General features: G+C 58.0%; 19 protein-coding genes and 2 pseudogenes. 8 read left to right on the top strand and 13 right to left on the bottom strand.

What is annotated here, in order from left to right:
• Nucleotides 1–5: 5 nt before the first annotated feature.
• From nifK to nifH, 3 genes are all read right to left on the bottom strand, one after another.
• Nucleotides 6–1,547 (bottom strand): nitrogenase molybdenum-iron protein subunit beta, encoded by a 1,542-nt coding sequence (nifK, locus tag V8P77_RS12180; protein WP_264396714.1) that lies wholly within the window; start codon nucleotides 1,545–1,547, stop codon nucleotides 6–8.
• A gap of 125 nt (nucleotides 1,548–1,672) precedes the next feature.
• Entirely contained in the window at nucleotides 1,673–3,175 is a 1,503-nt protein-coding gene (gene nifD, locus V8P77_RS12175; RefSeq protein WP_264396715.1) for a nitrogenase molybdenum-iron protein alpha chain, read from the bottom strand.
• 108 nt (nucleotides 3,176–3,283) lie between these two features.
• Nucleotides 3,284–4,177, bottom strand: a complete 894-nt coding sequence (nifH, locus tag V8P77_RS12170; RefSeq protein ID WP_264396769.1) for a nitrogenase iron protein — start codon at nucleotides 4,175–4,177, stop codon at nucleotides 3,284–3,286.
• Between the two features lie 861 nt (nucleotides 4,178–5,038).
• Here nifH and V8P77_RS12165 point away from each other — a divergent pair.
• Both V8P77_RS12165 and V8P77_RS12160 read left to right on the top strand, forming a co-directional pair.
• The gene (locus tag V8P77_RS12165) at nucleotides 5,039–5,467 is read left to right on the top strand and encodes a hypothetical protein (protein ID WP_264396716.1); all 429 of its coding nucleotides are present in this window, start codon (nucleotides 5,039–5,041) and stop codon (nucleotides 5,465–5,467) included.
• 15 nt (nucleotides 5,468–5,482) lie between these two features.
• On the top strand, nucleotides 5,483–5,725 hold the full coding sequence (locus tag V8P77_RS12160; protein ID WP_264396717.1) for a helix-turn-helix domain-containing protein: 243 nt from the start codon (nucleotides 5,483–5,485) through the stop codon (nucleotides 5,723–5,725).
• A 92-nt stretch (nucleotides 5,726–5,817) separates the two neighbouring features.
• Here the strand turns inward: V8P77_RS12160 and groEL are convergent.
• The 7 genes and pseudogenes from groEL to V8P77_RS12125 form a co-directional block, all read right to left on the bottom strand.
• Nucleotides 5,818–6,104 (bottom strand): annotated as a pseudogene (gene groEL / locus V8P77_RS12155) (chaperonin GroEL); the annotation flags it as partial.
• Between the two features lie 196 nt (nucleotides 6,105–6,300).
• Complete coding sequence (locus tag V8P77_RS12150) at nucleotides 6,301–7,365, bottom strand: LLM class flavin-dependent oxidoreductase (RefSeq protein ID WP_264396718.1); 1,065 nt, start codon at nucleotides 7,363–7,365, stop codon at nucleotides 6,301–6,303.
• A gap of 236 nt (nucleotides 7,366–7,601) precedes the next feature.
• Nucleotides 7,602–7,992 (bottom strand): annotated as a pseudogene (locus V8P77_RS12145) (nuclear transport factor 2 family protein); the annotation flags it as partial.
• 213 nt (nucleotides 7,993–8,205) lie between these two features.
• Nucleotides 8,206–8,454, bottom strand: coding sequence for a ferredoxin (locus tag V8P77_RS12140; protein ID WP_264396719.1), 249 nt, complete (start codon nucleotides 8,452–8,454; stop codon nucleotides 8,206–8,208).
• 36 nt (nucleotides 8,455–8,490) lie between these two features.
• Entirely contained in the window at nucleotides 8,491–9,669 is a 1,179-nt protein-coding gene (locus tag V8P77_RS12135) for a cytochrome P450 (RefSeq protein ID WP_373694592.1), read from the bottom strand.
• Between the two features lie 1,132 nt (nucleotides 9,670–10,801).
• The gene (locus V8P77_RS12130; protein WP_264396722.1) at nucleotides 10,802–11,554 is read right to left on the bottom strand and encodes a DUF1045 domain-containing protein; all 753 of its coding nucleotides are present in this window, start codon (nucleotides 11,552–11,554) and stop codon (nucleotides 10,802–10,804) included.
• Between the two features lie 94 nt (nucleotides 11,555–11,648).
• Complete coding sequence (locus V8P77_RS12125) at nucleotides 11,649–12,530, bottom strand: isocitrate lyase/phosphoenolpyruvate mutase family protein (RefSeq protein ID WP_264396723.1); 882 nt, start codon at nucleotides 12,528–12,530, stop codon at nucleotides 11,649–11,651.
• 449 nt (nucleotides 12,531–12,979) lie between these two features.
• On the opposite strand from V8P77_RS12125, the gene V8P77_RS12120 reads away from it, so the two are divergent.
• Together V8P77_RS12120 and rpoN are read left to right on the top strand one after the other, a co-directional pair.
• Entirely contained in the window at nucleotides 12,980–13,519 is a 540-nt protein-coding gene (locus V8P77_RS12120) for a peroxiredoxin (protein ID WP_264396724.1), read from the top strand.
• A gap of 71 nt (nucleotides 13,520–13,590) precedes the next feature.
• Nucleotides 13,591–15,033, top strand: coding sequence for an RNA polymerase factor sigma-54 (gene rpoN / locus V8P77_RS12115; protein ID WP_264396725.1), 1,443 nt, complete (start codon nucleotides 13,591–13,593; stop codon nucleotides 15,031–15,033).
• 428 nt (nucleotides 15,034–15,461) lie between these two features.
• Here rpoN and V8P77_RS12110 read toward each other — a convergent pair whose 3' ends face one another.
• Complete coding sequence (locus tag V8P77_RS12110; protein ID WP_264396726.1) at nucleotides 15,462–16,856, bottom strand: dicarboxylate/amino acid:cation symporter; 1,395 nt, start codon at nucleotides 16,854–16,856, stop codon at nucleotides 15,462–15,464.
• Between the two features lie 360 nt (nucleotides 16,857–17,216).
• Complete coding sequence (hemN, locus tag V8P77_RS12105) at nucleotides 17,217–18,536, bottom strand: oxygen-independent coproporphyrinogen III oxidase (protein ID WP_264396770.1); 1,320 nt, start codon at nucleotides 18,534–18,536, stop codon at nucleotides 17,217–17,219.
• 304 nt (nucleotides 18,537–18,840) lie between these two features.
• Between hemN and V8P77_RS12100 the strand changes: the two genes are divergently transcribed.
• The 3 genes from V8P77_RS12100 to V8P77_RS12090 all read left to right on the top strand — a co-directional run bounded on the left by V8P77_RS12100 (nucleotide 18,841) and on the right by V8P77_RS12090 (nucleotide 21,681).
• The gene (locus V8P77_RS12100; protein ID WP_264396727.1) at nucleotides 18,841–19,920 is read left to right on the top strand and encodes an IS630 family transposase; all 1,080 of its coding nucleotides are present in this window, start codon (nucleotides 18,841–18,843) and stop codon (nucleotides 19,918–19,920) included.
• A gap of 789 nt (nucleotides 19,921–20,709) precedes the next feature.
• Nucleotides 20,710–20,919 carry a hypothetical protein gene (locus V8P77_RS12095; RefSeq protein ID WP_264396728.1) on the top strand — a complete coding sequence of 70 codons (210 nt, stop codon included), beginning with the start codon at nucleotides 20,710–20,712 and terminating at the stop codon, nucleotides 20,917–20,919.
• Nucleotides 20,920–21,096: 177 nt separating this feature from the next.
• A complete protein-coding gene (locus tag V8P77_RS12090) occupies nucleotides 21,097–21,681 on the top strand; it encodes a hypothetical protein (protein WP_264396729.1) in 585 nt (194 codons plus the stop codon).
• 156 nt (nucleotides 21,682–21,837) lie between these two features.
• Here the strand turns inward: V8P77_RS12090 and V8P77_RS12085 are convergent, their stop codons facing one another.
• On the bottom strand, nucleotides 21,838–22,491 hold the full coding sequence (locus V8P77_RS12085) for a nitrogen fixation protein NifQ (protein ID WP_373694581.1): 654 nt from the start codon (nucleotides 22,489–22,491) through the stop codon (nucleotides 21,838–21,840).
• Between the two features lie 556 nt (nucleotides 22,492–23,047).
• On the opposite strand from V8P77_RS12085, the gene V8P77_RS12080 reads away from it, so the two are divergent.
• Nucleotides 23,048–23,578, top strand: a complete 531-nt coding sequence (locus tag V8P77_RS12080; RefSeq protein WP_264396731.1) for a hypothetical protein — start codon at nucleotides 23,048–23,050, stop codon at nucleotides 23,576–23,578.
• The last annotated feature ends 100 nt before the right edge of the window (nucleotides 23,579–23,678 follow it).

Raw genomic sequence — 23,678 nt, 5'->3', positions numbered from 1 at the left:
CGCTTCTACCGGGTGAGGTCATATGAATAGTCCGTCACCCCGACCTTGCTCGTTTCGCGATCGAGCTTGTCGAAGATCTTGTCGAGGATCGTCGTCAAGACGCGGAGCCCCCCTTGGTAGCCCATGAGCGGGAAACGATGGTGGTGGTGGCGATCGAAAATGGGAAACGTCAGTCGGATCAGCGGCGTGCCGGTGTCCCGCTCCAGATATTTGCCGTAGGAATTGCCGATCAACAGGTCCACCGGTTCGGTGAAAAGCAACGAGCGCATCGCCCAGAGATCCTTGCCCGACCAGACCTGGGCATCCTTGCCGAATGGGGAGGATGCAAGCAATTCCTTCATCTCCGCTTCCCAGGCGGACGTGCCGTTGGTGGCGAGGCAGTGCATCGGCTCCCCGCCGGTCTCCATCACGAACCGGGCCACGGCGTAGACGAAGTCAGGATCGCCGTAGATCGCGTATTTCTTGCCATGCAGCCAAGCTTGGCTGTCCGCTATTGCGTCCACAAGCCGACCGCGCTCCAGGCCGATTGTCCCAGGGATTTCCTTGCCGGATATCTCCGAAACCTTCATCAGGAATTCGTCGGTCGCCTTCAGCCCTAGCGGATAGTGGAAGGAGGCGGTCACCTGTCCGAACTCCTGGCAAAATTCCAACGTCTTGCGGGTGCTGTAGTGCTGCAGCGACAGTGTCGCTTCGGCGTTGAGGGCCGCTTTCACGTCCTCGATCTTCGTACCGCCGTCATACATGCGATACATGCCGTCCGAGGGTGTGTCGAATTGGTCGGAGGCATCCTGAATGAAGGCATAGGATACGCCCATCACGTCGAGGAGGCGCTTCAGCTCCCGATTGTTGCCGACGCAGAAGCCGTCGAAACCCGGAATGATATTGATGGACCCGGCGACTTCCTTGCGTTCCTTGCCCTTCCAGAAGTTCTCCAGGATACCCTTGACCATGCCGTCATAGCCATCGACATGGCTGCCGACGAAGGCCGGCGTGTGAGCGAAAGGAACGTCGAAGTCAGCCGGGACCGAGCCTTGGCCCTTGGCGTTTTCGATGAAGCTGTGCAGGTCATCACCGATGACTTCCGCCATACAGGTGGTGGAGACGGCGATCATCTTCGGGTCATAGAGCGTATAGGTGTTGGCAAGCCCGTCGATCATGTTCTTCAGTCCGCCGAACACCGCCGCGTCCTCTGTCATCGAAGACGAAACTGCCGATGAAGGCTCTTTGAAGTGTCGCGAAAGGTGCGAGCGGTAATAGGCGACGCAACCCTGGCTGCCATGGACGAAGGACATGGTCCGCTCGAACCCCGCGGCCGCGAACACTGCGCCGAGCGGCTGACAGGCTTTGGCGGGGTTCACGACAAGTGCTTCGCGGGCGAGGTTCTTTTCCCGGTATTCCCAGGTCTTGGTGTATTCGCCTTGATCGGTAACGATCTGGTCCGGGTGCGGACATTCGAAATTCAGCTTTTTCTCGGCAAGCATTTGCCTGTATTCCGGCTCCCGGAACAGCGGAGCATGGTCGAGAATTTTTTCGGCCGACTGCGGCATGGTCATCACCTTTTTGCATCTGGCGCGCCCGGACGCCGGCACAGGGCGTCGAGGCTTTTTCAGGTTTTCTGCGGATCAATGGGTGCTGGCATTCATCGCCTTCCTGGTCGCGGGAGGCCGGATCCTCATTCGGCTGCGACCGCGTCAGGTTTCATGGCGTTTTTCTTCCAGGGGGCTTCGTAAAGGTCCCAGATCGGGCTGTTTATGGCTAGATCCATATCGCGGGCGAAGATGGCGAAGCCATCATAGCCATGATACGGGCCGGAATAGTCCCAGGAGTGCATCTGGCGAAACGGGATACCCAGCTTCTGCACCGGGTACTTCTCCTTGATGCCGGAGCCGACGAGATCGGGGCGGATCCGCTCGATAAACTTTTCCAACTCGTAACCGGTCACGTCGTCATAGATCAGCGTCCCCTTTTTCACATAATGGCCGGTGCGCTGATAATCATCGTTGTGAGCGAACTCGTAACCGGTGCCGACGATCACCATGCCGAGGTCCTCATAGGCCGTGATGACGTGACGAGGGCGCAGCCCGCCGACGTAGAGCATTACCGTCTTGCCTTCGAGGCGCGGCCGATATTTATCGATCACGGCATCGACCAGGGGCCGGTACTTGGCGATGACCGCTTCGGTCTTGTCCACGATTGCCGGCCCGAAATGCTCAGCTATCTTGCGCAGAGAGGCCTCGATCTGGGAGGGGCCGAAGAAATTGTATTCCATCCAAGGGATGCCGTATTTTTCCTCCATGTGTCGGCAGATGTAGTTCATCGAGCGGTAACAATGGATGAGGTTCAGCTTGGCCTTCGGCGCACGCTCGACCTCAGCGAGCGTCGCGTCCCCCGACCAGTTGCCGACCACACGCAGTCCCACTTCCTCGAGCAGAATGCGGGTGGCCCAGGCGTCGCCCCCGATGTTGTAGTCGCCGACGACATTTACGTCGCAGGGGCCGGGCTCGAAATCTGCGTTTGCCTCGTCGAAGACCCAGTCGCGGATCGAATCGTTGGCGATGTGGTGGCCAAGCGATTGCGAGACGCCGCGAAAGCCCTCGCAGCGCACCGGCACGATCTTCGTTTCGTGCTCCTTGGCTTTCTTGCGTGACACCGCCTCTATATCGTCGCCAATCAGACCAATAGGGCATTCCGACTGGATGGTAATGCCGTTGTTTAAGGGAAACAGCACCTCGAGCTCATCGATTATCTTTTCAAGCTTCTTGTCGCCGCCGAAAACGATGTCCTTCTCCTGGAAGTCGGAGGTAAACTGCATGGTCACGAAGGTGTCGATGCCCGTCGTACCGACGTAATAGTTACGGCGCTGCGACCAGGAGTAATGACCGCAACCGACCGGTCCATGTGAGATGTGGACCATGTCCTTGATCGGCCCCCACACCACGCCTTTGGAGCCGGCATAGGCGCAGCCGCGGATCGTCATCACGCCCGGAATGGACTTGATATTTGACTTGACGTCGCATTCGGAAAGGACCTCGCCTGTCTCGCTGCCGTCCTCCCCACCGGTTGCGACGCTGAGATGGTTCTTGCGGCGCTTTGCCGCCTTGCCTGGATACTGCGACAGCACTTCCTCGATAAGCTTCTCATGGAAAACGCCGTCATTCTCGTAGTCGAGGCTCATGGGGCCTGTTCCCTTTCAAGGTTAGGGTGACGCCTAGCGGTGAGGCCGCTTTTTAAGAAGAGCGCGCCGGGTCAAGAACCGGCGCGCTCCTGCTGGCGGCAGGGGGCGTTATTGGACAACCGCCAGCGTGGCTTCCTTGGCCTGAAGCTCGACAAGCATCTGCTCGTCGGTTTTCATGATGCCAAAGTCGAGCAACATGTCCTCGAGTTCCTCCATGGTAATCGGGGTCGGGACGGTGCCCTGGCCCGAATTGGCATGGATCTTCTCGGCTAGCGCGCGATATTCTCCGGCCTGCTTGGAGTCCGGCGCATACTCGATCACCGTCATCTTCCTGAGCTCGGCGTGCTGGACGATGTTGTCACGCGGCACGAAGTGAATGAGCTTGGAATTGAGCTTGGCAGCCAGCGCTTCAGAGAGGTCGAGCTCGCGGTCGGTCTGGCGCTCGTTGCAAATCAGCCCACCGAGCCGCACACCACCAGAATGAGCATATTTCAGGATACCCTTGGCGATGTTGTTGGCTGCGTATAGCGCCATCATTTCGCCGGACATGACGATGTAGATTTCTTGCGCCTTGTTCTCGCGGATCGGCATAGCGAAGCCGCCGCATACCACGTCGCCGAGCACGTCGTAGGAGACGTAGTCGACGTCGTCATAGGCGCCGTTCTCCTCGAGGAAGTTGATGGAGGTGATGACGCCACGGCCGGCGCAACCGACGCCCGGCTCCGGGCCACCGGACTCCACACACTTGATGCCTCGGTAGCCGACCTTCAGCACGTCCTCGAGTTCGAGGTCTTCCACCGAACCTTCCTCTGCCGCGAGATGCAGAACCGTGTTCTGCGCTTTCGAGTTCAGGATAAGGCGGGTGGAGTCGGCTTTGGGATCGCAGCCGACGATAAGAATCTTCTGCCCGAGATCGACAAGGGCCGCGAGGGTATTTTGAGAGGTGGTGGACTTGCCGATCCCCCCCTTGCCGTAGAATGCGATTTGACGCAAGTCTGACATGTTGCCTTCCTTCCTTCGTTCCATCCATCGCGCAATGGCGGTCGGCAGCTCGCGCCGCCTCGCAATGAAGAAGTTCAAGACTCGTGCCAGATCTGCCTGATCGAGCCGAAGGAGACTTTTTTGCTTGTTTTACAGTTAGTTACACTAAGCCGAAACAAGAGCTCGGCTAAACACGTCTGTGTCGCTAATCCGACAAAGCCGACGGAATCTGTCGGATGCTGTTACTTTGCGATCGCTTGGATTGACCTCGATTAGTGATGACGACAGCAGAATCAACGTGCTTCGATATGGAGGCGAACGAACATCCGTGCTCCCAGGTGGAGTAGCGAGAGTTTGGCGGCGACGATCGCACCATCACGGAACCGGGTTCTCGACGGCCGGCCACGCCGCTTGTGCCGAATGCGGCGGCGCCAAGGCCAGCAACCGGCGCACGTTCCCGACGAGATATGATGCGATTTTTCAGTGCAGAGTGTGCCTCAGATCTCGACCGAGGCATCCTGCACCCATTGTCTGATTTGCAGAGTCCGCGACGGGGTAGTAATCGGCTGCTTCCGATCGCGCTCATATTTAGTACACGGAATTATTTCTGAGCTCCCTCGGCACAGTTGGCACGACTCTTGTAACTCCATGTCGCGAGTCGGCAGGAGCTGCCGAGCCATGTCGTGGGTGACAGTCCGCTCGATAAAATGACCAAGACTCATTGGCAGAAAGGACCGCTTATGGAGCTCAGGGTGCTGGGTAACCTCGATCCGCGCTGGCCGGCATTGTGTTCGTAACCGTCAGCCGGCCCGGATCAACTCGCGTTGTGTTCGCCTCCGACTACTTGGTCTCCGGCGGTCACCCACGAGCAAGGAGATCGGCTTGTCCGACTGGATCACCCTGACACCAATCACGCGGCAATGGAGATCGCGGGAAAAAGAAAACCCGCGCTACATACCGCGAAGGACCGGCCGGCTGATGTCTGAGCGGGCCCTGCGCTTGACTTTGCCGGGATGTGCAGACTCAGCCTTCCGCCCGCAGAATTCAGTAGTTTGCCCTGTGCTTACCAACCCGACCCACGGTCAAACCATTCTCGCTCAAATCGTCGCCTATTCCCTTGCTTGCCAAAGCGCAAATCAGGCGCTGATCGGCGTCGAAAAGGGTTCACCGCTCGCAAAGTGCGACACCTTTATGCGGTATGGGTCTTTCGACGCCTGCCTTGCAGTTGTCATACTTATTGTACAAATATTGCGCTGCAACATTACCGTTCTGTCCTGCCCCTGTAGCTGCGAACTCCCTGATGATACGTGATAGAAGGAGTGCCCTATGGCAAATTCAATGAGCAATGCCGGCGCGTCCGTCACGAACCGAGGCCACGTCGATATCGGCGCCGCTGTTCAGCGATCTCGCGAAGCGATGGGATATAGCGTCGAAGATCTTTCATTGACCTGCGGACTGACTTGCGCAGAAATCACAAGTATTGAACTAGGTGCTGATGTCGATCCCGACAGGCTCAGGCGCATAGCGGCTGCACTTCGAGTGCCAACCTCCACGTTCCTGCTTGAATAGCGAGAGAGGCGTCACACTGCTTGCGATACCCAAGCCTCCTGCATGCAAAGGCCAGCCATCAACCACGGAGGTAATGGCAATCTCTGCAGCAAGACCACGGCAGCGCCGCCGGTGAGCTTGGCAAGCGCTCCTGCAGCTTCTCGCGATCATCTGGTGTCGTCTCTACGATCTGTGCCTTGATCTGCGAAAACGCGGCCATCTCGGCTGTCGCGTCGGCGCCGTTGATGATCGTGGTGTTCCCCTTTTCAATCGAGACCTTCGTTGCACGGCCGAGCATGTCGAGTGTGACGTTTCCAACTTGATGCCGAGGTCCCGCGAGATCTCGGTGCCTTGCCGCCAGGATTGCTATATCCTCCAGCATGGGCTTGCGCCGGTCGCCATCTGCGGCGAGTTCGATGTCTCGCTCGGAGTCCATCGGGTTCATGCCGGAGGCGACGGCCTTCGGTCCTTTCCCTGACTATTCGCCTGCGCGTGCGCGGTCGCGGTCGTAGTGCCGTCAGCGTCCGGCAAGGAACTCTCCCAAGCACCTCGGAACAACCGGTAGTCGACCAGCACGCTGTTGTCCTAACTAGTGGTCACTCTGTGATCCGGGCTGCGTGACCAAGCGACTTGTTTACTGCTGGGATGATCTTTTCTCCCCAGAGCTCGATTTGCCGCAACATCGTCTTCTGGTCGAAATCGCCCAATTGGGTCTGAATCGCAATCTGAGCCGGTCTCAGGATACTGATTTCTTGAAGCAGGCGGTCGATCACCCGATTCACACTGCCGATCGGCAGGTTCTCGCGCATGTTCTCGAACGACAGGTCCCGTTCCGTCGGCGTTTCGTGCAGCAAATAGCCGTCCTTGCTTTGCTGGCGGCGCTCGTACAGAGCCTCCGATAACCGGCGTTGGAAGCGGGCATTATCGAGATAGCTGTTGATGTCCGCCTCGTCGTCGCTGGCATAGCAGCAGCGCAACAGCGACACCTTTGCGTCCGAGACATGCTTACCCTCGAAGGAAGCTGCTTTTTCCAGGCTTTCCCGCAATGTGCTTAAAGCGTCCAAGCCATCGTGAAATGCCGTGACCAAAACGTTGTGTCCCTGTCGAAAAGCCCGGCTCATGCTGGGTGGCGACGCCGCGGCAACCCAGATTGGCGGCCTAGGCTTCTGAACCGTGCGTACCGAAATCGCCGTCGACGGTATCTTCAACTGACGGCCGTCGTGCTCGAAGATTTCTTGATCGAGGCCCTTGAGGATAATGTCCAGATATTCGGAAAAAACGGCCGGCGCCTGATCGATGTCGATGCCGAAGCGGTCGAACTCGAACTGCTGGTATCCGGAGCCGACGCCGAGCTCAAGGCGGCCGTTCGAAAGGATATCGGCGAGGCCGATCTCGGAAAGCAGGCGCTGCGGTTGGTAGAGCGGTAGCACGCAGACAGCGGTGCCGAGGCGAATAGTGCTCGTTACGCCCGCGCAATGCGCCACCATCATCAAGGGCGACGGAACCAGCGAGTAATTGTTAAAGTGGTGCTCAGCGAACCATACGGTGTCAAAGCCTGCCTGCTCCGAAAGAACTGCCTGTTCGATTGAGTTGCGAATGACGCTGTCGGATGATTGATGATAACCACGCTGGGCTGCGAGGATGAATGTCGCGAATTCCATGGCGTTTCCTCAGTTATAGGGAGATTGGTCCGTAGGGAGACTCGACAGGCGCGCGATTTCCGAAAGCTTGGCACTGCTTTAACCGGCCGCCGCACGCCGCCCGGCGGATGGTCGACAATAGTTTCGCAGCCCCCGTCAGTTGTTCCTGTCGGGGTTACCTTCGGATCAGGCATCAGCCCTCGCCCAGGTGGAGGATCGAGCCGCTGAACCGCTTTACCTCGGATGCTGCCGGCGGGCTCGGCGTATCGCCACTCCCCTTCCCTCTTCTGAAACAGGTCGCAATAGCGACGGCAAAGGAGAGACTGACGTATTCTCCTGGCCCTTTCCGGTCCGCGTTGCCGAGCCGTAAAGTAACTCTCGACGGCGGCCTTTGCCGGGCCGATGAACTCGTTCAGAACGTTTGGTGATCTGATGGATGTTTCGCGGTTTGGTCTTGAAGACACCCAGCGCGAGCTCAATGAAACCCTCGGCCGAGCCGGAATAGACCCCGTGACTGTCATGCGCATCGGGCCAGTACGAGCTACGTAGCGCCGCCTCATCCGCACGGTCCACCGCGCGGCAGTACCGATAGAGACAGTCGCGGATCGCCTCGCGGTCGAGTAATTCGGCAATTTCTTCGTGGTCCATGGTTTTGTCGCGGATCTGAGAGTGGAAGAGACGTGTTCGCGCATCAGCTACATAGCAACTGTTCGGACTATTTCGGCGGTTGAGGCAGCTCCGCTGTAGGCAATCACTGGCCACCGATTACGCATCGATGTGAACAGCCACTGCAGAGGAACTGGCACAGCGGTTGAATGTCCGGACACAGGCTGATGCGGTCCTGGACCGGGAAAGCTCTTGTCACTTGAAGTCTCCACGATCTTGATTGAACAAGAACCGATCAAGCAATTCATCGGGCAAGCGATCAATTTCCAGTGCATGATCGGGGCAGGATCGAGCGCCTCGTGACGCGAGGAGTTCGTCCCTCTCCGCAACCTCGATGTCACCGGGCAGGATATAGCCGTGCTCATCCAGCTTGAAGACGTGGGGCGCTTGCGACCAGCATCGCGCGTGCCCCTGGCATTTGGCATTGTGGACGATGATGCGCATGCGGTACCTCCGTGTCTGTCCCCCTGCGGCCTTTGATCAGGACCAGTCCAAGATCACATTCTCGATTCCGAACACCTGGCCGCCGTAGGTGATGGGCGACGTACCTTCTTTGATCCGGAAGGCCGGGATGCGGGCCAACCACTCCTCGAGTCCAACGACAATCTCCCGCCGGGCAAGGTGCGAGCCAAGACAACGGTGGGGACCACAGGCAAAGGCAGAGTGGCGATTGTCCTCTCGTGCGAGATCGATCGTGTCGGGGTGATCGAATTCCGCGGGATCACGATTGGCAATCGCCGTGGCACAGGAGATGTAGTCGCCCTTACGGATCGGCGCGCCTTCGAAATCGATATCTTTCCTTGCTACGCGGATCATCTGCACGGTCGAATAGGCCCGCAGCAATTCTTCGGCTGCAGGCACGATCCGTGTCGGTTCGTTCCGCAGCAATTTTTGATCTTTGGGATTGCGCGCTAAATAGGCCAAGTCGAAGCCTATTGCCGTAGCGACCGTGTCGAGTCCTGCGACCAACAAAAGCACGCCGATGCCACGGACCTCCTCGCCGGTTAGGGGGCGGCCATCGACCTCAGCTTCAACGACGAAGGTCATGAAATCAGCGGCCGGATCTTTGCGGCGCAGGGTTGCAAGTTCATCGATGAACTGCACAATCGCCCGGGCCGCCGCCGTTCGTTTGACAGCGTCTCCATGGAGCAGATCCTTCCCCCAGCCCACAAATATGTCGAGCCGCTCATCAGACAGCCCCAAAAGGCAAAGAAAAATGCTCACCGCAAAGGGAAAGGCGAAATCCTTCATAACGTCACAACTTGTGCTCGAAGCGAAGATCCTGTCGATCAGCGCGACGGCGCGCTCACGGACGACCGGCTCCAGCACCATTACCCGCTCGAGCGAAAACAGGGGATTGAGTAACGAGCGAAAGACGGCGTGGGCCGGCGGGTCGAGTTCCAGAGGGATCATCGGCCAGTTTTCGCCGAGCGCCGATGCGAAGATGCTGCGATGGCTGGAAAAGGTCTCGGGGTCCTGTAGCACTCGGCGTTGGTCCTCAGCGCGCGTGATGACCCAGGTCCCTCGGCCATCGCGCGTGTTGTTGGGAGAAAAAAAGATTGGCGGCCCGTCGTGGAGGCAAGCGACAGCTGCGTGCGGATCCCCGTTGGGCGTGCGCTGCATGTCGGGCGACAGGAACAGGCTGAAGTCCTTCACCATCTCGGGCGGGACATGATCTGGGATCGGCTTGCTCACCACTTCGGTTTCTCCTACCATCAATCCATTCGCCAATTGGTGTCTTCGCTACCCGGCAAGGCATGGGCTCTCCGCCGCGTGTAGCTGCTCGACCAAAGGGGCGAGCGAAATCGTCGAGACACAGCACTTCCAATCTCGGACAGCGCACCGCTTACGTTGAACTCAGTAGCGCGTCTCCGAATACGAGCCGGCAGCTCTCACCGCCTCCCAAGCACGGTCTTCAAAACACGTGCCAGTTTGACGGATTTGGCCGATGGGACAATTTGCGATTGCTTTTCAGTTGTTTAGCTTGAGGCCGAAGAGGAGATGGGCTGAATCCACCTGCGTCGAGAATCGAACAAACCCCACCTATTGTCGTACTGGCACTGCTTGCGAACGTCGTCTTCCGCAGAAAAGCGACCCTGCAGCGGAACGTTATTGTGTTTGGTGCTCGTCACTTCGGAAACGCTCCGTAAACGGCACCATGGTTATCGTTAAATGCAGGTGAGTTCATTCCAGTACGGGCCTACCGCTAACCGTGCCTTCCTCGTTGCACAGAGGAATTGGTCACGGACCTCTCGCTACTAGGGAAAGAGTGTTAGCCGTCGTGCGTTCATGTCTTGCACAAAGCTTGGGACTGCGCTCTGCTCTAAGCTAAGGTGGCTCATCAATGCGGACTCGACCACTCCCGTTGCATTGCCAAGATGGGACATCGCAACGGCCAGCTTGGCGAGACTTTTCCGAAACGATAGAGAAAGCTTCGATGCGGTTATTTCCATGCGTAAAGGGTGAGTGCAAAAACAAAAATTATCAACGATTTTGCACATCTCGCAATTCGATGCCGCTTCGGCAATTTCCCTAAAGATCCTCTCCGCTCGAAGTGCGAGTTCTGCTGGGTCCAGTTCGTTACAGGTGGCGGTGCGTAAGGGAGACTGATGCCGCGCAGCGCCCTATTGCCGAGCTGAGAATGTCTCGTGCCACGGCATATGAGTCCAATAGAGCCCACTCGGTGAGTGGCCTCGTGAAGTCGCCCCTTTGAGGAAGGGATATGATCTTTCCTTCAGCTGCAAGTCGGATAAGCGCTTCGCGTACGGGGGTTCATTGCGCTCCGCTCCTTTCATTCAACACCCCTTTGCTCCAAGGTAAAGCGCGCCCGGACTGTAAAGTCAGTGAGTGGCTGCTTCTGCTCAAACAGCGTGATTGCATCCACCCGATAATCTTCGGTGAGGAGATCCCCGAAGTGCTCCTGCAGTTCAGACTGCAAAGCGCCTTTCCTGTCAGACAGGCGTCGATCGGTAAGCGTCATATGAAAACGAAACCGATCAAAGACATATGGATAGCCCCAGCGCACCAGGTGCGTCGTTTCCTCGTCGTCCAATGGGTCGAGCAGCCGTCGCTGCAGTTCTGCTTCGTCAACCGGAGCGCGAAAGGGGTCAAATTTCTCGACGATCTCCCCCGCCAAAGCCCGCAGGCCCGGAATTTCATGATGCGGGACGAGGGCGAAAAATCCTCGCATGAAATTAAGTTTGAGCGGGCCAATCGGACATGGCCTTCTCTCCAGGGTAAATTTCGAAAGGGCTTGTTCGAGGGTCGCGATGCTGTTGCCTTTCGCCAGGCGAAAGGGGGCCTTCAACGTTGCGTGGAAGCCATATCGCCTCGGCTGCGCAATGACAGCTTCCCTGTCGGGCTCGATCTCAGGCCTGAGAGCAATTTCGCGCGGCGGGAAGGCACTTCGGCCGAGCCAAGTTTCGGCAGCGCGGGTCAGCGGGTGGTCGGCCGCCGGAGTATAATAAATGGCATACCGAGCCTCCCTTGCAGAATATCCATCTGGAACAGCCTGTCCCGGCTCGCTCCTCTCAACAAGTTTCATTTCACAGCTCCCCCGGTAAGTCCTTCGACAAACCATCGCTGGGCGGAGAGGAATGCGATGATGAGGGGAGCGACGACAATAGTTGAAGCCGCCATCAACGGTCGTCTTCCCCGGAAAGCGGTTCGTCATAGCGCCCCAGGTCCAACATTTCGTCGATGATTGCCACCTCCTCCGGCTCAATGCTCGCGCATGCTTGCTTCGGTGTGACGCAGTCACATACGGCCCGCATGCCCGCGACCGAAGCCTGCATGGCATGATCGGCCCAGATCAGCATGGAAATGCCAGCCTCGCTAAATACTGAAACCGGTGTGCGGTAGTCGTTCGTGACTACGATCATGAGCGGAAGCCTCTTCCATTTTTTCCCGAAGGCGGAAATCTCGCCAGCGTCCGCCTTTGGAGATTGGATGAGTATGGCATCGGCGCCGGCGTGCACATAGGCGTGAGCACGCAGCAGGGCCTCGTCAAGACCGTGACCAGTCAACGCCATGGTGCGGGCAACAACCACGAGGTCGCTTCTCGCAGTGTCCTTGATCGCTTTCAGGCGGCCGGAGAACTCATCGATTCCGGCCAGCGCGTGACGATTGCTGACGGCGTTCATTTTGGCGTCCCCAATGCACACACCAGAGGCGCCGCGCTGCAAAAGCTTCGCTGCTAGTGACCGCGCACTAAGGTTCCCGAAGCCATAATCGCCATCGACGAGAATCGGCAATCTGCTGACGTCTGCCATGCACTCCACCACGTCGAGTACACGGGTCCAATCTGCCTCATTGGCGTTGCGGTAGCCGAGGCTCGCCGAAATGGACAGCCCCGACGCCCAAAGGCCCTTGAAGCCCCCCCGCTCTGCGATCGCCGCGGAAAGCCCGTCATGCGCCCCCATGAGATACGTCAGGTCGGATGAGGAAATCAGGTTGCGGAGCGTTTTTGTCGGGTCCTCAATGGGGCCAATGCTCTTGGGAACAACAACAGTCTGATCCATGGTCATGCTTCCCTCGGAGATCTACCAGAGCGGTGCGCTGGAACAAAACCATTGAAGCAAGTTGCGTGCCGGATTGGCAACGCCTTCTGCGTGGCGCGACTTGCCCTCACCGATGGCTGGAAGTTGCCACTTTTTGGTTGGACCTGCGACATTCTTGTCCGGCTTCGGACAAAAGAGCCGTGGAGATCGCTTCGAACCTCCGAGGGAGCCCTAGGTCGCTAAAGGTAACCGAAAGTCAGCACCTGTGTTCGCGCGCATGACTAACGACCTTCGACGCGCTCTGTCAGAGATTTCGGACAAGCCAAGGGAATCCCTCACGGCAGTAAGATTTCCTGCTTTCTGCCAATGGCATGGCTCTTGCTAGACCAGATGTGCCGGCTGAGTTCGCTGTTGCGCCGGCCGCAGCCAAAAAGCTGCGCACCAGTTTTTCTTCTAGAGGAGCACCGTTGATGACCAAAAAGACCGAGGTTCCGTTCGTCACCTTTCGAACGCGTGTTCGCGATGACTCCATAGGGGGGCCAAACCCGTACCGCTGGGAAGACCATACGTCCGACGATTATTTCAGCGGCAAGCGCGTCGTTCTGTTTTCGCTGCCGGGCGCTTTCACCCCGACCTGCTCAACCTTCCAACTCCCTGATTTTGAAAAACTGTATGGCGAGTTCAAGAAGAACGGAATTGACGAAGTCTACTGTCTTTCGGTCAACGATGCATTCGTCATGAATGCTTGGGGCAAGGCGCTGAGGCTGGAAAACGTCAAACTCATTCCCGACGGCTCGGGAGAGTTCACGCGCAAGATGGGCATGCTGGTCGCCAAGGACAATCTTGGATGCGGTATGCGCTCCTGGCGCTACGCGGCCGTGGTCAACAATGGCGTCGTGGAGCAGTGGTTCGAGGAGGAAGGTTTCTCCGACAATTGCGAAACCGATCCCTATGGCGTGTCTTCACCGCAGAACATTCTTGGATCGCTGAAGGCCTCGTCCGTCGCTTGATCCACAAGCTCTCGCCTCGCAGCCACTCTCACGCACGCCAGTCCGTCGCTCGATCGGAGTTCGGTTCAATCATGAAGTCCTTCACAAGCCTTCAACAGCGTCAGCAGCAAACGCTGACTATGACGCCCCAGCTCATGGAGTCGATTCGGTTGCTCCAGCTCGCGCATTACGAGTTGCACCAGTTCGTGGAGCAGGAATTGGAGAAAAATCCGTTTTTGGAGCTGGCGTCAAACGATGGCCCCGCTTCTGGAGATGGGTCACCGATTTCGGGGGAGAATCCGAACATCGGCACGCGCAAGACCTCCGTTGATGGGTCGACCAGGGCCGAAATTCCCGAACTGCCCGGTCAATGGAAGTCAATCCGAGACACAGCCAATATTCCCGCGGCTGACGGCCCTTCCCTAGCGGAGTTTGCCGCCAGCCCCGAAACATTGCATGACCATGTGGCGCGTCAGATTGCCCTCACGGCATTCACTCCGCAGGAGCGGTTCATTGCTCGGGAACTTGCCGGCCATTTGGAAGACACCGGCTATGTTCAGGTGAACCTTTTTGAATTGGCTAAGAAGCTGAATGTCCCGGAGACGGATGTGCAACGGACTCTTGGGACACTACAGCTTCTTGATCCGCCGGGAATTTTCGCGCGAAATCTCCGCGAGTGCCTGGAGATACAGTTGCGTCAGCGAAACCGTTTCGACCCGGCAATGGCAGCTTTGGTCGCCAACCTTGAGATGCTTGCGCAACGCAATTTCCGAGCGTTGAAGCGTTATTGCGGAGTCGATGAAGATGATCTTCTCGACATGATGCATGAGATCCGCACGCTCGATCCCAAGCCTGGAAACAGGTTCCAATCCGGTGGACCGGAATACATCATAGCCGATGTTTGGGTCCGGCCTTCGCCTGGAGATGGATGGATAATCGAGCTCAATCCGGATACGCTGCCCAAAGTGCTGATCAACCAGACCTATTTTTCGGAGGTCTCTCGCCTGACCACTCAAAACGCGCAAGATCAGGCATTCCTCAACGATTGCTTCCAAAACGCGAGCTGGCTGGTTCGCAGCCTTGATCACCGCGCCAAGACGATCCTCAAGGTTGCAACGGAAATCGTCCGCCAGCAGGATGTCTTTCTGGAGCATGGCATCGCTCATCTTCGACCGCTCAAGCTGAAAGCCGTCGCTGAAGCAATCAACATGCACGAGTCGACGGTAAGCCGCGTGACGTCGAACAAGTATATGCTCACGCCGCGCGGCGTGTTCGAATTAAAGTATTTTTTCACCGTCGCGATCGCCTCTTCACAGGGTGGCGACGCTTACTCCGCCGAAACTGTACGCCATTGCATCAAATCGATAATCGCCGCAGAACCGCTCGATAAAGCGTTTTCCGATGACGAGATCGTCGCCAGGCTCAAGGAAAGCGGCATCATCATTGCGCGTCGCACCGTCACAAAATATCGCGAGGCGATGAACATCCCCTCCTCCGTGCAACGGCGCCGCGAAAGGCGTGCGGGTTTGTGCTGATGGCGGACAAGCCTGGAGTCCCCGTGCGCCAGTGAAAGCGTTCTGGCCAAATCGATCCTGTTCTTGATCCGTGGAACGCGACTTATGCCAAGCCTGATTGATCCCGCCTCTCCAGGTTCCCAAAAGAATCTAAATCGATGGCGCAAACAGGAGGTTTGCGATGGGTTCAGCGATTTCTTTGCGATCGGACTTTGACTGCGCTTGTTGCCTTGGGCGCGGCAACGTGCGCCGCTGATTTTTCGGCCGTTCCTTGAACTGGCAGCGCGCACCGTTACCTTGCGAGTTGCCAGTCGCAGATTACAGCCAGGAGTGGAGGGCACAACATCATCAGCACGTCCGCTTCCTGGCAATTTCCTCAGGCGCGTGCGCACCGGCGCTGGACGAACGATAGTGGGGCTTTTTCGTCACGGAGATCTCCGTCGGCCGTTCTAATCCGTCTGGATGCCAAAGTGCCGAACGTGGTGCACCGTGGAGCCCTCAGGCCCGTCGACGCGCTCAACCACCGGTGGCTGAACCGCCGCAGGAATGGTCTCGACCGGTGCATCGCCTGCGAGTGCGACAGCGAGCTGCGCCTGATCGAGCTCGCCTTCCCACTTCGCCACCACCAGCGTCGCAACTGCATTACCGATAAAATTGGTAATTGAGCGGCATTCCGACATGAAACGGTCGATGCCGAGGATCAGTGCCATGCCGGCAACCGGAACGGACGGAACGACAGAGAGAGTGGCGGCAAGCGTGATGAATCCGGCGCCGGTGATGCCGGCCGCCCCCTTGGAGCTCAGCATGGCGACGAGCACGAGCAGGATCTGGTCGGCGAAGGACAGCGGTGTGTCGGTCGCCTGGGCGATGAAGAGCGCCGCGAGCGTCATGTAGATGTTGGTGCCGTCGAGGTTGAAGGAATAGCCCGTCGGAATGACAAGGCCAACGACGGAGCGCTTGCAGCCCGCCTTCTCCATCTTGTTCATCAGGCCGGGGAGTGCGGCTTCCGACGACGAGGTCCCGAGGACGAGCAGCAGTTCCTCCTTGATGTAGCGGATGAGCGAGAAGATCGAGAAGCCGTTGTAGCGGGCGACGGCGCCAAGCACGACGAAGATGAACAGGAACGAGGTCAGATAGAAGGTGCCGATCAGCATGGCGAGGTTGGCGATCGAAGCGAGGCCGTACTTGCCGATGGTGAAGGCCATGGCGCTGAAGGCGCCGATCGGCGCTGCCTTCATCAGGATCGCCACCAGCCCGAAGACCGGCAGCGTCAGCGCCTGCAGAAAATCGACGACCGGCTCCGCCTTCTTGCCGACCATCGCCAGCGAAATGCCGAAGAGCACCGAGATGAACAGCACCTGCAGGATATCGCCCTCGGCGAAGGGGCCGACGAGCGTCGTAGGGATGATATGCATGAGGAAGCCGGTGATCGACTGCTCATGCGCCTTTTCCGCATAGCTGGTGACCGCCTTGGCATCAAGCGAGGCCGGATCGATATGCATGCCGGAACCCGGCTGCACCACATTGGCGATCACGAGGCCGACAAGGAGCGCCAACGTCGAGAAGGTCAGGAAGTAGATCATCGCCTTGCCGGCGACGCGGCCGACCTTGGCGAGATCGGTCATCCCGGCAAAGGCGGTCGCGACCGTCAGGAAGATCACCGGTGCGATGATCATCTTGACGAGCTTGATGAAGGCGTCGCCGAGCGGCTTAAGCTCAGTGCCGATCTCGGGATAGAAATGCCCGAGCAGGATGCCCGCAGCAATCGCCGCCAGCACCTGGACATAAAGATGGCGATAAATGGGTGTCTTGCCGCGGACTTCCGCGGAATGTCCAATGATCATCACGAGATCCTCCACATGGGGCGCGCCCAGTCCGGCAATTGCCGGGCCTCCCGGGCCTGCTTTTCCGAAGATCGACAGCTGCTGCCGCCTTGTAGAGATATCGAGCAACAAACGCGCCAACTGAGCACGGCTCGGACAGGGATTGAAATTGCTGCGTTTTTGCTTAAGCGCCGAATTGCACGCAGTTGGATTGTCCGGAAAGCTACAAAACACGCGCTCCCTTGAACCAGTAGTTTTTCACTGTGGCTGGGCGAACTCGTGACACAGCCGCGCCTGCAATTTTCCAGCGCTGCAGGTGCGACAGCCAGAACTCCGACATCCATGTGCGCACCGGATCGTGCGACTGGTTGCTTGGCGGCGCTAGTCGGGTAAGCGGTCGAGATAAGGGTCGAATGCGGCAGCGACAGCGCGAAGGACAAAACGATGCTCCTGCCGTACGCGGACGAAACCATTGGCGATATCCACTACCCCGTCTTCGGCCAGCCTCGCCAAACGCCCAGCTGAATCGAAAATAGGGATTGGAGCAAATTCGTGAGCGGCGCAGATTGCAGGCACGTCGGCCTCCAAATTGCACATTAGCTGCTCGATGATTGCGGCTCGCACGCGATCTTCGCCGGTGAGACGATAACCCTGTGATGTCGCCAGGTGGCCAGCTGATATGTGCCGAGTATAGGAACTCTGTGCAAGTTCGTTCTGGACATAGCCTTCGCCCAGACGACTGATGGCCGATGCGCCGAAGCCGATCAGCATTTGGCATGTATCGGCCGAATATCCTAGGGAATTGCGCCGCAGACGACCGGCTTTCTGCGCCAGCGCGAGCTCGTCGTTTGGCAAGGCGAAATGGTCCAGCCCGATTTGGCGATAGCCGGCGGAGACCAGCGTATCGGCCACGGCTGCGGCCTGTTCAGCGCGGGCAGCCATGTCCGGCAGCGCCGCTTCCTCGATCAAGCGCTGATTTTTTCTATAAGATGGAACGTGCGCGTAGCCGAAAACGGCAAGCCGTTGGGGGCGCATCGCGACTGCTGTCTTGGCGCTCTGTACACAAGACTGCACTGTTTGATGCGGAAGACCATACATGAGATCGAAATTGATGCGGACTATTCCATGCCGACGCAGGTTTTCGGCGGCAGCCGCCACCTGCGTCTCAGTCTGGACCCGATTGATCGCTTGTTGGACAGTGGGATCGAAGCTCTGCACGCCAAGGCTCGCACGGTTTACCCCGGCGGATTCAAATGCTTCGGCCATCTCCGATGTGAACGTGCGCGGGTCGATCTCGACAGCGACCGTAATCGCTTTTTTGAACGCGAAGTAGCTGCGCAGGAGTTCCATTAGAGCCAGGAACTCCGCCGGCGGCATGATGGCTGGCGTTCCGCCGCCGAAATGTACGTCGCTCACGGGCAATCCCTGCGGCGCTTGCTCCGAAACCAACCTTATCTCCTCACGAAGCACTGCCAAATAGTTGAGGACCGATGCGTCTCGACGAGTGATGCTGACAGGAAAGCCGCAATACCAGCACATCGACCGGCAGAATGGAATGTGGAGATAGAGCGATACAGTATCATCAGCGGGCATGTCCCTCAGCCATTCCCCCGACGCGTTGGCGCCGACCGCCGGGGAAAACTGCGATACCGTTGGATAGATAGTGTACCAAGGAAGGTGGGCTTCACAATACTTCGTCATGGTCGTCTGCGCCGCGATGCCCAAATGACTTTCGTCTCCATCGGCCAGATGGTGTGCCCGGATCTCACGCTCATGCCCCTCCCGATCGCTTGCGATTCCGCGCTTGCACGCAGGGGTGCTTTTTTCGCCGTCAGCCATCATGGACCCCGTCATCTCAATGCCAGTCGACAGTTCCCGCCGCCTTTCGATAAGCAGGTTCAAGACTCATGCCAGTGTCGCTGATGGTATCGAAAATAAGGATCGCTAGTGTTCTGGAATTAACTGAAGGATTCCCTGAGGCCGGCAAATATGCGAGTCTTGGTCCATGGACACGGACAAGCGATTGTTGCTGTCGCCTGAAGATCGGGTGCGGCTGGAAGGTTGGGTGGCGGATCGGAACACGCCGCAGAAGCTGGTTTGGCGGGCGCGGATCGTGCTGATGTGGGCGGACGCGTCGAGTCTGGCGTCGATTGTGCGGACGCGGGGCAAGACCAAGAAGACGGCCTACCGCTGGCGCGATCGTTATCTTGAGCAGGGTGTCGATGGGCTTGCGCGCGACGCGACCCGGCCTGGCCGTAAGAAGCCGTTGAGCGCCGAAGTCATTGCGCGCGTGGTCGAGATGACGCTGCGAGAAAAGCCGCCGGCGGCCACGCAATGGAGCGCGCGCTCGCTCGCCAAGGCGGTTGGTCTGAGCCACACCAGCGTACAGCGCATCTGGGTGGCACATGGGCTCAAGCCGCATTTGACCAAGACGTTCAAACTGTCGAACGACAAGCAGTTCGTCGAGAAGGTGACGGACGTCGTCGGTCTCTACCTTGATCCGCCGGACCGGGCTCTGGTGTTCTCGGTCGACGAGAAGTCACAGATCCAGGCGCTGGACCGCACCCAACCGGGCCTGCCGATGAAGAAGGGTCGGGCGGGAACGATGACCCACGACTATAAGCGGCATGGCACGACGACCCTGTTTGCCGCCCTCGATGTCGCCACCGGCAGGGTGATCGGCGAATGCATGAAACGTCATCGTCACCAGGAATGGCTCAAATTCCTTCGGCTCATCGACCGCAGCACGCCCAAGGGCTTCGACCTGCACCTGATCGCAGACAACTATGCCACCCATAAACACCCGGCGGTCAAAGCCTGGCTGGCCAAACACCCTCGCTTCCATATGCATTTCACCCCCACTTCGGCGTCCTGGCTCAATCAGGTCGAACGCTTCTTCGGTTTGATCACAGGCGATCGTATCCGGTGTGGCGTATTCAAGAGTGTCGCCGAGCTCGAAGGTGCAATTCAAGACTATCTCGATCATCACAACGCCGATCCAAAACCCTTCGTTTGGACCAAATCCGCTACCGACATTCTTGAAAAGGTCGCCCGTGGGCGACAGGCGTTAGAGTCACAACACTAGCGTTCTCGATCTATTTGCCTGGGATTGAAATACATGTCTTGTCAAACAAACTCCTGTCGCGCATCCGACAATTGCGACAAAGTTGGTCCGCAACTGCATCAACTCACGACGATCACCCATTCGACGAAGGGCGACAATAAACGTGCTGTTCGCAGGAGCCCCCGCTGGAACGGCAATCGCGCCCCGGCCGTTCGGGTCGGTCTTTGCCAATTACCCGGAGTTTGAGGCGAGCGCTGACGCAAGACGGTGCACCGACGCGTGCGATACGGGCACGCTTGTTGAAATGCTCTGGCATTGGCACTCAGATCCTCGGTCGCATAGCAGCGGCATCCCTTGGGCAACATTGCACTTGATACCTGTGGTGTGGTTCGCTGGTTACTGCGACGGGCGGTATTTTCGCTGAGTGCTTGGTTCAGCCTGATCACACTTTTGCATAGTTCTATACCGCATATTTTGTTGACGAACGATCAGAAGGCAGCGACCCTTCGCGCCCGCTCATGATGAGTAGCAACAGTGGAGTACTTGTGAGCTTTTCCTTCAGCCTTTTGATTATGGCGTGACCAAATGCGGACCCCAGTGTTCGGGTTGCGCTGCAGTTCAGCCATCGACAGGCGGGGAAACGGTGATCCGCCCGACAGAGCTACGAAGGGTGTTCTGGGAATTGATCGGTTCTCTTCGTCCACCAGTCCTCTATGCTTCACGCTCAGAGCGCTCCTGGCCCTTGTGCGATGGCACTGTCGTTCAAAAGCGCGCGTCGGCTTGGCCGGCATCGTGAAGGATACGTGAGAGATGGGCTCCTTTACACATGTTCATGGCAGCGTCAGACCTGTGCCGCCTCGAATAGAGTCCGACGAAGACGTCTTGGCGGCCGCTGCCGAGATTGTCGCGCTCGGCGCCGATGCCCCCATTGGTCTTTCCGCTGAAGCGTTGGAGCAGTCCGGGCTCTTGCCATTCCCATTCCAAACGATTTCGACGGCGCTGACGTTTGTAACCGGTTGATTGCACGTGTAGTGTCACAGATTGCTGAGGTGCAGTCCGCTGCTGCCCTTGCGCTCGCCAGTCATTTCAGCTCTTGAGTTGGTCCGTAATGCCGGAAGCGATGAGCAGCGACGGAGCATCTATCTGCGTGTAATATCGGGTGAAAAGCTGTCGACGGTTGCGGTCGGAGTTCACAACGTGAGTCAGCGCTACGTCGTCGACGGTAACGGCTTCAAAGTTGGCGGTGCAATCGAGGTGGTTGGTCTCGGGGAGCCAGCTTGGTTTGCGTTGCTTGCCTTGAGCGAAGCCGAAGTCTTGAGTTTATTGCTCGTGCAGCGCGACAGCTGCGAAATCCATCTCGTCCATAGCGGTGAGCCCGCACTATACAGCCTCGAAGGGGTTCATGTGCCGGCCGACTCGGTGCTCGCCCTCAACAGCAATGCACTGCCGCTTTCGCAGTCGCTAGGCAGCATTCTTCATGCTTCGGCTATTCTCGGCGAGAAACGCCGGAGGCTTGCTGCCGAATTGCGGCACGGCGACAGTCCCTTGACCGGGCGGTTGCGGGATGAGCGGATCGGACGATTTCAGTTCGACATTGAGATCCTAGCCGCACTGATTGATCAGGCAGCTACCGCGCTTGACCTCGCGCAGGTCAATGCGACTCCGACCGACGTGTCGGAGGCAAGCAGAATTGCCACGGCGCTTGAAATCGCTGCGCTGCCCGATGGTGCGCGGGAGGCGACTCGTTTGCTGGCACAACTGGGGCAGATCCTCACCAATTAAGCTGGACTGACGTCAGATGGTCGGCCTCACCCCTGCGACACGCGTACCGGCATCCACGTCGGGATCGGCCGCGCATCATTGCAGGGCCGTCCTGGAAGATCATGTCCATCGGTCATCGGCAATGGGCTCATGGGTGCTGATCAATGAGGGTCGGTATTAGCTTTCCTCCGAAGCGAAGCAGCTTTTGAAATCCATGCAATCTCGGCAGGTGGGCGCGGTACAAAGCGAAAAGCCTTCGGCCTCGCAGAGCTTACGGTAAAAGTACCTCTTCCATCTCATGTTATTGGTGTTGCCAGCTGCCAGTGTGGGAAAATGGGTCGCAAGCAAGTGGCTGAGCTCGGATCGGTTATAAAGGCCTAGGTCCTGCCAGAGATGCTCATGGCGCAAAGCTCGCCGGGCAACGATCTTGGCGAAGCGGGCGCTCGCGGGGTCGCCCGGTCGGGCATACGAAAGCAACATACCTCGCAGAAGTTCTTCCTCTACGCCAGCCTCGACATCGCTTACCTCTTCCAAGGAGAAGGCGTCGACGAGGTCGGGGGGAAAACGGCTAGTCAGGATTTCCTGCAACTCGGCTCGCGAAAGGCCGGTCGCCTCCGTCGCCGTCGCCTGGCCAACGTCGATCTCCTCGAGCGCACGCGAAAGGACACAGGCAATTACATACTCGTCGAAATCCATCTCCGCGTCCATCCGCAGCGATTGCCTGGCTCTGGCTGGTGGAGAGTGCCGTCTCCCGTCGAGTTGATACGAAATTCGCATTCCGTGGGAAGGCCCTGTTCCCCACTGAATGCGGATTTGACGTCGATCTAGCATGTGCTTTCTTCCTACCGTTGCGGCGCCCAGAGTCATACCGATAGGCAGCTCCTGCGTCTCATGAGGTGGGCGGCGCAAGAGTCGTGCCAGTAGCCCTCCGATGTTAATTCAAAGGTTTAGACAGGGTGTAGAGGGACACCCGCTTAACGCAAGGTGTTGTGGAAACGACAAATACGACAGCGCTGCATTGCGTCGAACGCAAGTGACAGGACCAGCGCTATATCGACATTGACACAGCCGAGAAAGTTGCCACGAGGAATGCCTGTAAACATCCGCTAAAAAAGCAGCTTTCGTGGACCGGCGGCGCCTCGGCGGAATCCGATGTTCGGAGTGATCACAAGCTTGAAAATACTTGGCCTATCCATGATGTGGATTTCGTTCATTGAAATAATGGATTTTACCAATGTGATGGGATGTTGCATTACAACGGCAACTCGAAGAACCGGAGCGTGCAATCTGTGCCGGGGCCCATAGATCCATGTCCCTTTCGGAACGGTCCGTGGAGACTTAACCGAGGTGACCACCGAGTGCTCACCCTTAACTGGAGGCAGCCGAGATGCGAAGCAAGATCGATGTAGGCGACTCGGTCAAAAAGGTCGCGCCAAGCCGACACTACGATCTAGGCGCCCTGAAGTTGATGGCCGGCATCGTAGGGCATAGCTTTAGTGCGCCACTCGCGGAGCGGGCTGGGTTTGCCGCACCTTACGGACAGGCCGAGGCGCGCCCCCCCCGTCTCTGCGACTCCGGCATGGTGTTGCAGGTCACAGGCTGCAGCGGTATCACGATGTGGCGAAAAAGACAGACGCAAGGGCTCATCACCTTCCGGTGCTTCTCCAATTTGACTGATGAGCATCACATTAAGATTGGCTACAGCACGGTCGAGCGCGTTCCGATTGCCTTGATACGCAAGTCCATCTTTCGCCGGCCAGGACGGCGGCTGCGAGGATTGCACCATCATTCTCTCGCTGACGCGACGCTGCAAGGGCAGATGGCGTCGAACCGCTCGACTAACGTTTCTGATGTGCCCACTCCCATCGTCAAGGAATCACTGAACAGCCGGATCGAACACCTTCTGTCCTCGATCTAAATAGCGAAGGCGGTACTCAAGGTCGTGGTGTGAGAACACCGCTTCCAAAGGAGAAGCCCATGGATTACCTAGATTTCAGCGGTGAGATCGCCGCTGACAG

Origin of the sequence: Rhizobium aouanii, assembly GCF_037002925.1 — a bacterium.
Classification (GTDB): domain Bacteria; phylum Pseudomonadota; class Alphaproteobacteria; order Rhizobiales; family Rhizobiaceae; genus Rhizobium; species Rhizobium aouanii.
This window is presented reverse-complemented; position numbering and strand designations above follow the sequence as displayed.